General features: G+C 39.2%; 6 protein-coding genes and 3 pseudogenes. 4 read left to right on the plus strand and 5 right to left on the minus strand.

Going from position 1 to position 11,893, the window contains the following annotated elements; genetic code table 11:
* Window positions 1-300 precede the first annotated feature (300 nt).
* Window positions 301-477 carry an excalibur calcium-binding domain-containing protein gene (locus ABE34_RS25765; RefSeq protein ID WP_430982152.1) on the minus strand — a complete coding sequence of 59 codons (177 nt, stop codon included), beginning with the start codon at window positions 475-477 and terminating at the stop codon, window positions 301-303.
* A 521-nt stretch (window positions 478-998) separates the two neighbouring features.
* A complete protein-coding gene (locus tag ABE34_RS02810; protein ID WP_197140317.1) occupies window positions 999-3,074 on the minus strand; it encodes a serine hydrolase domain-containing protein in 2,076 nt (691 codons plus the stop codon).
* A gap of 628 nt (window positions 3,075-3,702) precedes the next feature.
* Here ABE34_RS02810 and ABE34_RS25360 point away from each other — a divergent pair.
* Entirely contained in the window at window positions 3,703-3,837 is a 135-nt protein-coding gene (locus ABE34_RS25360; RefSeq protein ID WP_276569473.1) for a hypothetical protein, read from the plus strand.
* 1,418 nt (window positions 3,838-5,255) lie between these two features.
* On the opposite strand, the gene ABE34_RS25770 is transcribed toward ABE34_RS25360, so the two are convergent.
* Window positions 5,256-6,899 (minus strand): collagen-like protein, encoded by a 1,644-nt coding sequence (locus tag ABE34_RS25770; protein WP_197140318.1) that lies wholly within the window; start codon window positions 6,897-6,899, stop codon window positions 5,256-5,258.
* A gap of 466 nt (window positions 6,900-7,365) precedes the next feature.
* On the opposite strand from ABE34_RS25770, the gene ABE34_RS02820 reads away from it, so the two are divergent.
* The gene (locus tag ABE34_RS02820) at window positions 7,366-8,301 is read left to right on the plus strand and encodes a bile acid:sodium symporter family protein (RefSeq protein ID WP_197140319.1); all 936 of its coding nucleotides are present in this window, start codon (window positions 7,366-7,368) and stop codon (window positions 8,299-8,301) included.
* Between the two features lie 120 nt (window positions 8,302-8,421).
* On the opposite strand, the gene ABE34_RS02825 is transcribed toward ABE34_RS02820, so the two are convergent.
* Together ABE34_RS02825 and ABE34_RS02830 are read right to left on the minus strand one after the other, a co-directional pair.
* Window positions 8,422-9,669: an MFS transporter gene (locus tag ABE34_RS02825; RefSeq protein ID WP_197140320.1), complete on the minus strand. Its 1,248-nt coding sequence runs from the start codon at window positions 9,667-9,669 to the stop codon at window positions 8,422-8,424.
* 532 nt (window positions 9,670-10,201) lie between these two features.
* Window positions 10,202-10,390 (minus strand): annotated as a pseudogene (locus ABE34_RS02830) (PDZ domain-containing protein); the annotation flags it as partial.
* 21 nt (window positions 10,391-10,411) lie between these two features.
* Between ABE34_RS02830 and ABE34_RS25775 the strand changes: the two are divergent.
* Both ABE34_RS25775 and ABE34_RS02840 read left to right on the plus strand, forming a co-directional pair.
* Window positions 10,412-10,752 (plus strand): annotated as a pseudogene (locus tag ABE34_RS25775) (IS66 family transposase); the annotation flags it as partial.
* A gap of 111 nt (window positions 10,753-10,863) precedes the next feature.
* Window positions 10,864-11,893: pseudogene (locus ABE34_RS02840) on the plus strand (IS3 family transposase); the annotation flags it as partial.

Raw genomic sequence — 11,893 nt, forward strand, 5'->3', positions numbered from 1 at the left:
ATAGTAGGAAAAAATTGAAATAGAGAAGCATGTCGCATAAAAAAGTCATTCATTATTTTTTAAATGAGTGACTTTTTTGCATTAGTTGATCTCTTTACATTACTTCAGCTGTTCAAGCAACTTCCATCATTAAATATTAAACTTCTCTCTTCTCTTCAAGACCCTGAATAATCTATAATGAATAACTACTCTACAAAACGAAATTATGCATCACATCTAAAATATTCAACTAATTATTGTTTATGATATTAAATTTATTTCTATTATATATAAGCCTTGTATTGCAACGGTAATAAGCATTTATTTCTCACAAGCCCATCCATCTCCGTCACGGTCCATTTTCTTGTCGTAAGCTGGATGTCCCTCTTGCACACCGTTAGGATAGACTTTGTTTAAATCTGTACAATTTAAAGTATTCTTTTGCAGATGTAGTTGGTTCTGGGGTCGTTTCTGGCAGTGGAGCAGGCTCTGTTGTATTAGTTTCTTTTACAGGTTCAGTAACAGGTGGAACAGGATAGATTCAAATCGTACCTTTTTTATATTATCACTTACACGGCCAACTACTACTTTGGCATTTCATAATAGAACATGCTTCCATCATCTGTACGACTACCAAACATTTTGTCGATATATCATCAATCTGTTTATTATAAAATTCCATATACGATTGTTCCAAGCTATATTCATCATTTTTTCGCGGGGTGGGTAAATTATAAATTTCACCAATTGTCTTGCTTATTGACATTTTTTTATCCCTCCATATTCGGAAAATATTGTGGTGGGCTTCTATAATGTAAAAAGGAGTGTACAATATAAAAAAAGCCACTATGGTAGTAACCCCAAATGTTAGATTTTCGGTCTAACTTTTGGGGTATAGTCCATCTTTAGTGGCTTTTGTTTATTAGTTTCTATATATTCCCGAGTTAAGAATACAGTCACATGAGCTCGAGTTATTTTTGTGTCGTACTTGTTTTGTTGAAGTCGTTCTCGAATTATAGTTAGTTCAACGTAATTGCAAATTCCGAGTTCGGCTCGCCAGCAAATACAACCGTTCCGTTCTTCGGCAGTTTTACTTTGTTATTGCCGCTCACAACGGTAAAATTGATACATACTCCATTCTCATCATACACCGCGTACGAACTCTTCGATGGCAACGCCACGGTCATCGTTTTCCCTGCTGCCGCTTGTGGGATCGTAAACCATTTCGCATGCCCATTTGCTTGTAGCTTAACTTTGGATGATTGGACTGTATCCAGCGGTTTTACGTTGGATTCACTTACGAATAAAGATCCAGACATCTCTAAATATTCATCGCCGCCTTCTGTATAGAAACGGGCTTCCGTTGTATCACGACCACCCGCCACAGGTATTTGGAGCTGATGCATCGCCGTGTTAGGTCCTATGATTTTTAAACTTTCCCAATAGCCCCCCATGCCTTCCTTGCTATTAATTTGGTCGGTAAGCATCATTAAATATTGCGTTGAACTAAATTTCTCACTCACAAGATAGAACTTGACGCCTTCCCGCTTTGCCCATGCGGCAGCGGTTTCCTTCGATAGCACATTGTCTTCTAGTTTCTCGGCTAAATATTGAGTAGTCGCTACTTGCCCTAAACCTGGCACCGATAAATATGTGCTCTCCTTCAAATAAGTTCGTCCATTCTTCTCAGTGACGAAATCGTACTTGGCGGTACCAGTCTCATTAATAAAGCTTCCTTTCGCAGTATATACATATTTTTCTTGTGGATTTGATGGTAGAATTAGTTCTCCATTCTTCGTAATTTCTAGTTTGAATTGATTGAAACTATTGCCGTAAAAACCCGCTTTCTTCGCTACGTCTTGAGGCATTTTGGCTTTGACCGGCTTGCCAAAGGATTTGTTCGGCTTAATATCCTTAATTGAGCCCTTCTCTTTAAGCGCGGCGAGCAGTAATTCATTCGCCATCAGTTGATTTAGAATGCTGCTACCACCGGATGACAACACAGCCACTGACATCTTCTGTTCTGGAAGTACGACCAGTGAAGCATGTTGCAGTATCGTGTCGCCACCTTTAGCCAAGCCTTTTATCCCATATTCACTGAACGGATATAGTTTTACACTATCCCAGCCAAGACCATAGTTGACAATATTATCTCCATCCCCTGGCCACATTCCTTTTTTATATTCCTCTTGCTCCATCGCCTTGATTGCCTGATCAGAGAGGATTCCATTTCCCTGTCCCATAAATATTTGAGAGAATCGCACCATATCTTCTGCTGTGGAAGAAATTCCTCCCGTACCAATCACATTCACCGTTTCAGTAGGAAGCTGCCCTTGGTACATTGGAGAATAAAGTCCAGCCCGCTTATCGTCTTCCCATTTGTCCAGCGGCGTTTTCGTATGATTTAGCTTTAAGGGTTTTGTAAACCGTTGATGTATAAATTCGGTAAAGCTCATACCGCTGACTCTTTCCACCATAATCTCGGCTAGCGTAAAGCCATCGTTGCAGTATACCGAGAACGCGCCAGGATCCGCCTTCAATTGCTGGTTGGACAATTGCTTCAACAAGTTATCATGCGCATAGGTATCATTATCTTTAAATAAAAATGAACTACTAAGCGTACTACCTTGCAAGCCGGAGGAGTGGTTCAACAGCATACGTGGCGTAATGCTTCTGTAACGCTCGTCTTTCATTTTGAAATCAGGAACATAGCGGACGACAGGAGCATCCAAATCTACTTTTCCTTCGTCGACCAATTTCATCACAGCCGCCGTTGCATACATTTTACTGACTGAACCAATTCCGTATAGGGTATCTTTGGTCAGTGGCCGTTTCCCTTCCATATCGTTCTTGCCTGTCTGACCCGACAAAATGAGTTTACCATTATCAATTAGCGCATACTGCACGCTAGTCGTCTCATAGGACTTCGTGAGTAGAGTAGCCTTCTCAGCCGCAATCTTTTTCAGTTCTTGACTAGCTAATTCTTGGCTAGCCACAACCGTAGTCTGACTGTTAGAAGACGCCATCACCCCTGTTGGTAGGCTCAGCGTTAACGCTAATGTAGCGGTTAATACCGCTGATAGTTTATTTTTCATAAAAGATTGCCTCCTTGATTTAAGATATACACTTCCTAAAACAACATTTAATGCACAATTTTTGTTCACTATAACACCTTGATTACCCCTCCTTAATAAGAAATATTTCCCATATATAGAATATCAAAGTTTTATTTTCTCGTAAACACAGTGATAGACTGATAACATATCGAGCTTAAGACTTATGGTTGGATTATGACTAAATAAATTAAAAAGACCAACTCGGCTAAATTAGCTTTGCTGGTCATCTCCTATTGTGCAGCTACAACATTTGCAACTTGCACAAGTTTAGCTGTTTTTATTTTATTAGCACCTTCTTTGGCTGCTTCTGCACCAGTATTTCCAAGTTAACCCATAGTACTATCACTATAGCCAATTTAATCGTGTCTGGCGGCCTGCACCAGCTCCGAGAGCCACTTTTAAAAGGACTCGTAGATCCCCTTTTAATCTCAAATCACACTAAACTCCGCCCTCTCATCGCTAACCGTTTTGGCTGTTTGATGTAGTTTTAATGCAAAAGAAATACCACGGAAAGGATGTTAACTTGTTTTAATAAAGGAGCATTCGCATTTTGTTCAGGAATATTTTTCCTGTTAATTTAATAAATAAGTAATAAGGAGGTGAAAAAATGAAAAAGAAATTAGGCATGCTTCTTTTCGCTGTATCACTTTTAAGCTTATCGTCTGTAAGTACAGCCTCTACTGCATCTGCGGCTGGTCCAAATTGTTATAAGGTAGGATCGGTATGGGTATGCGAATACTAAGGAAATAATAGATAAAAATAAAAATATATTTCTAATTTAAAGCCACTTTTTAGTGGTTTTCTTTGTCTAACCATATCACATTTATTTGAAGCCTTTTAATTAAGCTTGAAATTGTTCTAAGGTAGTAAAAAAACACAAACGCCATTTAGTATCCCAATCTATGAAGATACTGATTCGCGGGAGGTGAGGACATCGATATTGTTTCAGATACATTATCCGTAAAGAGTTGGGTGATAAAGACGCAAGGTGTCTCTACTATTACAACCAATAACATCAGAAGGTTCTTCTACGTACCTAAAAAATCAGTCAGCTCATCGAACCACAACGCCATTACATAGACCTTCATTTTTCATTAGAGCAAACCTTAACCTCTTAGTCCTATCCCCATAGCTAATTTAACTGCGGCTAGCGGACTATGCCAACTCAGTGAGCCACTTCCCTCGAATTCCTATGGTTTTGGCAGCTATCTTCTTTAGCTTGTCCGGTCCGCACCAGATTAAGTTTACGATATGCTCGACCTCATAATCTCAAAGGCCACGACCTGATTTAGCAGCAGCATGAGATGCATCTCATTTTCCATATCGGTTTTGATTTTCAGTTTCATCGATTCCATGCTAAGCAGCATACACTTCACTAGCGTAGAAATCGTTTCCAAGCCTTGTGGTTGTGCAATATTTATTACCGCTTAAGTAGAATGGTAAATCATCCGAGTTGGCCTCTATCATCCCTTACTATTTGCAAATGGATTTTCAACCATCGCATTGTTTTTTATCTGCCATGAAAGTTATTTGGAAAATGATTACTCAGGTTAGGAAATAAGAAATAATTTCCCGGGTAAGCGCAAGAAATGACAAATTTAATCTTAATTTCAAACAACAAGCGACTGGTTTTATCATTATTCTCGCTATTTCTGAACATCCAAGCAGGAAATAAAACTCTGTCTGTATAACATTCATCCAATTGCACCAACTAATCTAGTAGATGCTCAATAAACACCTTCAACTATAACAATTCCTCCAATAGGAACCATGTGCCATTATAAATCATCCTTCTCTCAACCATATTGCTGTTATTGTCCTTCTTAATTGCTTAGCCTAGCTGATAGCGTTTTTGTTGTGTTGTCTCTTCTAACATACTTTATTTGTGCTATTCCGATGGACATGGGATTTTACGAATTTATTAAAGCGTTCCTTTAATCGCCTTTCTCATTTAATCCTGAAATTGTTCAGTAATATCTCTTAAACTTTTACGTTTGAACAAAATTAAAAGTTAGCTTGTACCACCGCCATTACAAGCAAATTTCCCTAAAATGTAATGTTTACTAAGCTTGAATTATTTTCTCCCCAGTATAAACTGGGGAATTTATTTTACTTTTTTAAATTTCAAATTGATTATTTCTTTCAATCAAAAATATTAAATCACTGAGTATTTAATAGAATTGTCACAGACACACCATTTGAAAAAGCCCCACCTGTTGTAGTAAGTTGAACTGAAAGGAGTGTACAACTATTAATTGCTAAATTTGCAGATGTTGTTGAGCAACAATTCGGTGTTATAGACGAGTTTGGTCCTGTAACTGTGGCTATAACTCCAGTTGCTATCGGAGCAGTAAATCCACAGTTTGAACTTGTGAATATTTGAGCAGAAGCTGTTTGTCCAGCACTTAGACCATGGTCACGTATGTTCAAAGTTAGACTTTTTACCGTTGCGTTCGCTGGAACAACTAATGTATTTTTTACGAATGAAGCTGAGGCTGTACCTGGTCCAAGAAAGTCATCATTTGCAATTGATTGATCTGTAGAAAGAAAAACTTCCATTAATCCAGAACCACTTGGTCCCGTTGCTCCTGTTGTTCCAGTTACCCCTTGTAGTCCAGTTGCTCCTGTTGTTCCGGGTACCCCTTGTGGCCCGGTTGCTCCTGTTGTTCCGGGTACCCCTTGTAGTCCAGTTGCTCCTATTGTTCCGGGTACCCCTTGTAGTCCAGTTGCTCCTATTGTTCCGGGTACCCCTTGTGGCCCGGTTGCTCCTATTGTTCCGGGTACCCCTTGTGGCCCGGTTGCTCCTGTAGTTCCGGGTACCCCTTGTAGTCCAGTTGCTCCTGTTGCTCCGGGTACCCCTTGTAGTCCAGTTGCTCCTATTGTTCCGGGTACCCCTTGTGGCCCGGTTGCTCCTGTTGCTCCAGGTACCCCTTGTGACCCGGTTGCTCCTGTTGTCCCGGGTACCCCTTGTAGTCCAGTTGCTCCCGTTGTTCCAGTTGCCCCTTGTGCTCCGGGTACCCCTTGTGGCCCGGTTGCTCCCGTTATTCCAGTTGCCCCTTGTGCTCCGGTTACTCCTTGTGGACCTGTCTCTCCCGTTGTTCCAGTTGCCCCTTGTGCTCCGGGTACCCCTTGTGGCCCGGTTGCTCCCGTTGTTCCAGTTGCCCCTTGTGCTCCGGTTACTCCTTGTGGACCTGTCTCTCCCGTTGTTCCAATTTCTCCTTGTGGGCCCGTGCCCCCCCTAAATCCCTGGGGACCTATATCTCCTGCAGAACCGGTATGACCTCTTAATCCTTGTGTTCCGGTTGGTCCCATCAATCCTTGTGGGCCTGTTGCTCCCATCAGTCCTTGTGGGCCTGTTGCTCCCACCATTCCTTGTGGGCCTGTTGCTCCCATCAGTCCTTGTGGGCCGGTTACTCCCACCATTCCTTGTGGGCCTGTTGCTCCCACCATACCTTGTGGGCCTGTTGCTCCCACCATTCCTTGTGGGCCTGTTGCTCCTACTAATCCTTGTGGGCCTGTTGCTCCCATCAGTCCTTGTAGGCCTGTTGCTCCCATCAGTCCTTGTAGGCCTGTTGCTCCCATCAGTCCTTGTAGGCCTGTTGCTCCCATCAGTCCTTGTGGGCCTGTTGCTCCTGTAGCTCCTGTAGGCCCATTTCCTATAGGGGGATCTGGGGTATATGGATAACCAAAACAACCAAGCTCATTACATTTGTATTTAAATTGATTAACGCATGAATCACACTTGAAGCTATTACTATAGTTACTATCCTTAATTAATCTAGCTTGATAGTAACTAAACGACATAAAATCACCTCCTGTCTCATTATTAATTTATTCTTAAAAAATTTTGTAAAATAGACGATATCCTAGGATTATTTAATTGAATCACGTCAAATAAATTGACCTTAGCAAACTTACGCAAATTACTAATTTGCTCAAGTAGTCCCCAAAAACCTTTAAACCGCTGAGCGCGGATCATAAAATATAAAATTCATCTTACTAGCTAAATGCAACTTCACTCTGCGACATCTGTAACCAATCGTTCTAATTCACTTGATAATTCATTTCTATTATTTCTTATTCATTTCAAACTTATTTTTGGCCTTATTATTCCCTTACCTAATTTACATACCTACCCAAAATAAAACTCCAAATATTCAAGGTATTACAACGAACCACGTTTCATTGACTGATTATTGCCATTATTGATTAAATTCTGTAATTAGTTTATAGTTTACTATGTTAGTAAAATATTACATCGAGGTGTTACATGAAAGTTTTAGAACGTTTTAGTCAATTTGTTAGCAATACATTTGCAATTTGGGTGTTACTTTTTGCAGCACTTGCCTTTTTTATCCCTAGTGGATTTTCTTGGATTGGGGCGTATATCACGACATTATTAGGTATTGTGATGTTTGGTATGGGATTAACCATAACGGTTGCGGACTTTAAAGAAGTCTTAACTAGACCGAAAGATGTGGCAGTTGGGGTAGTTGGTCAATTTCTAATTATGCCAACTTTAGCCTTTTTACTGGTGAAACTGTTCAATCTTCAACCAGAAATTGCAATTGGAGTTATACTGGTAGGTTGCTGCCCAGGGGGCACATCTTCAAATGTCATGACATTCCTTGCTAAAGGGGATGTGGCATTATCGGTGACCGTTACATCTATCACAACTTTATTAGCTCCGATCGTCACACCTGGACTTATTTATTTATTCGCAAGTGAGTACATAGATGTTGCACCTAGTGCACTTTTTATGTCGATCGTCAAAGTAATTATTATTCCGATTGCATTAGGCTTCATTGTACAAAAGTTCTTTAACAAGCAAGCCAAAGCAAGCGTGAAAGTGATGCCACTTGTTTCTGTAGTAGCTATCGTTGCTATTGTGGCTGCTGTAGTTGCAGGCAATCAACAAAAGATTGCTGAAACTGGTTTAATTATTTTCTCTGTTGTTGTTTTACACAATTGTTTAGGATATTTAATTGGGTATTTATTTGGAAAAATCTTTGGTATGAACTTAGCGAAAAAGAAAGCTATTGCTATTGAAGTAGGAATGCAAAATTCGGGTCTAGGTGCATCCTTAGCGGTTGCACATTTCTCTCCATTAGCCGCGGTGCCAAGTGCGATTTTCAGCGTCTGGCATAATATATCAGGTCCTATATTAGCAACCATTTTTAGTCGTATGAACGATAAGGATAAGTAAATAAGATTTAACACATAAACTCTAATAGACCGCAAAGCTTTCTTAAGAAAACTTTGCGGTCTGTTTATCTCTTGTTTTAAGGTTTTTGTACTAGAATCTCTTTTGCTCATCCCCTTCTTTTCATACCTCCCACTCTACTTCTCCTTTTGTATCGTTTTCAAACGTATCATACATTTTCTCTTTAATAAATAGTGCAGGAATTAACCCCATAAATGCATAAGAAATACCTAATACAGCTAGTCCAAATCCGATTGATTGTGTAGTAGCGATAATTCCAATAAGAATAGGGGCTACAGCTGCACCAATTCTTCCTGTATTATAAGCCGCACCTATAGCAGTTCCTCTAATATGAGTCGGGAAGCTTTCACTTAAATAAGTAGCATTTACTCCATACGGCGCTCCATATACGAAACCTAGAACAGTCATTAAAATAATGATGTTTCCTGGAGATTGATAAAAATAGATGACTGGTAACATGACCGCTGTAGATAATCCTGCGATCACGAAAACTCCACGACGACCAATTACATTGGCAACCCAACCAGCAAGTGCTTTACCAAGAATCGATGCCGTATATGTTCCAATTAAATATCCTGTCATTTCTTTGAAATTAAAGCCTAATTCTTTCACTATATACGTGGGTAACCATGTACCTACTCCGTAATATCCGAATTGCAATAGTGAAGAAGTTACTATCCATAATAAAAAGATTGTAAGAACTTTCTTATCCCTAAACAACGAAAGCCATTCATTTGATTTCTTAACTTTAGATGATTTAGCTTGTTTTTTAGCCAATCTCCAACCAGTAGGTTCGGGTACTTTTACTCGAATATAGATCGCCACAACAACCGGGATGATTGAAATTAAGAATAATGGTCTCCAACCATATTCAGGGAGAATCGTGCCCGCTAATAAAACAGCGACTAAATATCCTAATGAATAGGAAGAACCTAATACCCCCATAATAGTTGCTCTATGTTTAGCTTTTACATATTCAGCCATTAGCATGGTGGCTAACGAATATTCAGCCCCCATACCAATAGCTGATAAAAAACGAACAATAATAAATTGTTCATAAGTTTGTACAAAAGCTAAGAGAGCAGTTCCAACTGAAAATAATATCATCATATAAGTCATCATTTTAACGCGGCCAAAGCGGTCAGATAACCAACCTCCTAGGATTCCACCAAGCGCCATCCCTAATAGGGAGAATGTACTAATCCAACCAGCAGCCTTAGTATCTAGGACAAACTCATCAATTAAGCTCGGCATCACCAATGACAACATTTGAATGTCCATACCATCAACTGTTAAACCGATAAAACTAGCTGCAAATACAATTTTCCATAGATTTGAGTTCTTTTCCATAACATATCTCCCTCCACATTCCTAGATTATTTTGAAAGAAGTATCTACAAGAGCAACGAGGAAACTGTATTGAATGTTTTGGTATGAAAGGTTTAATAGTATGTTTTCAACTATAGGAATTTCAAGTAGAGGTAATTTACATAGAGGTGGAGGATTTTTATGAAGATTGTTCATCTCCTATTTGTTTAACCGAGAATTATAATTTATTTAGAATCTAATGGCACCAAACATTTTATACATTTTATGTAATATATCTAAAATAATTCTAAATAGTATGTTTTATAGGAACCACTTTACATTCGTTATAAAAATAATTGATTAGACTCCCATATACAATTAAAGAGCCTCAGACGAATCGTGACGGAGATTTACCCGTCAACTGGATTTTCAATACGTCTGAGAGCCCTTCTATTAAGTGCCTGTTACATTTGATCATGTAGATTATGATTGTACCGAAGCGTTAATTTAACTAAATTTCTCAATTAATATGCGCGTTGTATAATCAGTTCTAGGCGTAGGTTTGTGTCTCGGTTCAGTTTACCTGTGATTTTTCATTTTTACTTACTATCGTTAACATAACATTGCCATTAATATTTTTCTTATTCAATGTTCTTTCAATAGATTCATATCCTCCTATTCCTTCTCCATCTATCTCTAGTATAATATCTTCAGGTTTAATTCCAGCAGCTGCAACTACCGAGCCTTCCTTCACCTGTAAAACTCTTGTACCTCTCTCACCCTCTTAGCCAAAGTTGTGGAATACACATTAAATCGTGAACATGGATTAAAAGCTTTTCTGTTCGACGGTAGGATTGAAATCGATAATAATCCGGCTGAAAATTCGATTCGTCCAAATGTGATTGGCCGTAAGAGCTGGCTTTTCTCTGTTTTTGAAGCAGGCGTTAAAGCGAATGCCATCTGTTTAAGTTTGGCTGAAACGGCATCGATTTCTATCAATATCTAGTGACGTTAATGACAGAATTGCTAAATTTTCCGATCCACCAGCAGCCAGAGATTTTAAATAATTACAAGCCTTGGTCGAAAAAAATTAGAATAGATGGCCATTCGTCGTGTATGAACTGAACCCCGAATAGTGGACACTTTAAAAAAAGTGGACCTATTCGGGGTTTTTCTATTTTCAACGTTTGAAAACCCCGTTATACTAACCATACCATTTATGAACGGGAGAACATCATGAGTAAAATAATTTTTAACGAGCACCAACGCAGACAAATTGAAGCGAATCCAAATGTCGCCTCAGTATCCGACCGCTCAATTCAATATACAGCCGACTTTAAATTGAAAGCTGTTCAGGCAAATTTACAAGGAAAAGGTCCAGTCCAAATCTTCAGAGAAGCAGGATTTGACTTAGAGCTGATAGGAATTAAGAAAGCTCAAAGTGCAATTAGCCGTTGGAAGAAAACATATCAAACACATGGTAAGGAAGGCTTTTACGAGGAACGTCGTGGAAAAGAGAGTACTGGTCGTCCACGCCTTGAAAACTTATCCGCAGAAAAAAAACTTGAGAAAGCGGAAGCGCGTATTCAACTATTAGAGGCAGAACTTAATCTGTTAAAAAAGCTCGACGAAATGGAAAGGCAGGCGAAGAAGAATCGTTTTTAACACCAAAAGAGAAATACCAAGCCATCAATGAAACGATTCGTTTATATCAATTAAAAAATATGACTCGTCATCTTTGTCAGGTAGCGAATGTCAGTCCAAGCGGCTATTATAAGTGGCTTCAAAATAGGGAGAAACACGCTTTACGTGAAGAAGCTGATTATCAAGATTACATCTTATTAAAATCAATTTATGATCAAGCGAAAGGGAAAATTGGTTATCGTGGATTTTATATGGCACTGGTAGATGTGCTGGACACACCGATGAACCATAAAAAGATTCTTCGTCTGATGCGTAAGTTCAATTTATATGCAAAAGTACGTCGTGCGAATCCATATCGTCTGTTAGAAAAAGCAACAGAGGCGCATCGCCGTATACCGAACCATTTAAACCGTGCATTTAAGCAAGAGGAGCCAGGAAAAGTATTCTTAACAGATATTACGTATCTGCAATATAGAGGTGGTCAAAGGGCGTATTTATCATGCGTGAAAGATGTCGCAACACGAGAAATTGTAGCATATGAATTATCTACTACGTTAAAGATGTCCCTTGTCTATAAGACGCTTGAAAAGTTAAAAACACATCTAGACGGCAATCTCCATCC

This window comes from Lysinibacillus sphaericus (genome assembly GCF_015844675.1).
GTDB classification, from domain to species: Bacteria; Bacillota; Bacilli; order Bacillales_A; family Planococcaceae; genus Lysinibacillus; species Lysinibacillus sphaericus_E.

What these genes read in the sequence shown, in the direction of transcription:
- ABE34_RS02810 (WP_197140317.1), bottom strand. Translation starts at nt 3,074, where the DNA reads ATGAAAAATAAACTATCAGCGGTATTAACCGCTACATTAGCGTTAACG.
- ABE34_RS25360 (WP_276569473.1), top strand. Translation starts at nt 3,703, where the DNA reads ATGAAAAAGAAATTAGGCATGCTTCTTTTCGCTGTATCACTTTTAAGC.
- ABE34_RS25770 (WP_197140318.1), bottom strand. Translation starts at nt 6,899, where the DNA reads ATGTCGTTTAGTTACTATCAAGCTAGATTAATTAAGGATAGTAACTAT.
- ABE34_RS02820 (WP_197140319.1), top strand. Translation starts at nt 7,366, where the DNA reads ATGAAAGTTTTAGAACGTTTTAGTCAATTTGTTAGCAATACATTTGCA.
- ABE34_RS02825 (WP_197140320.1), bottom strand. Translation starts at nt 9,669, where the DNA reads ATGGAAAAGAACTCAAATCTATGGAAAATTGTATTTGCAGCTAGTTTT.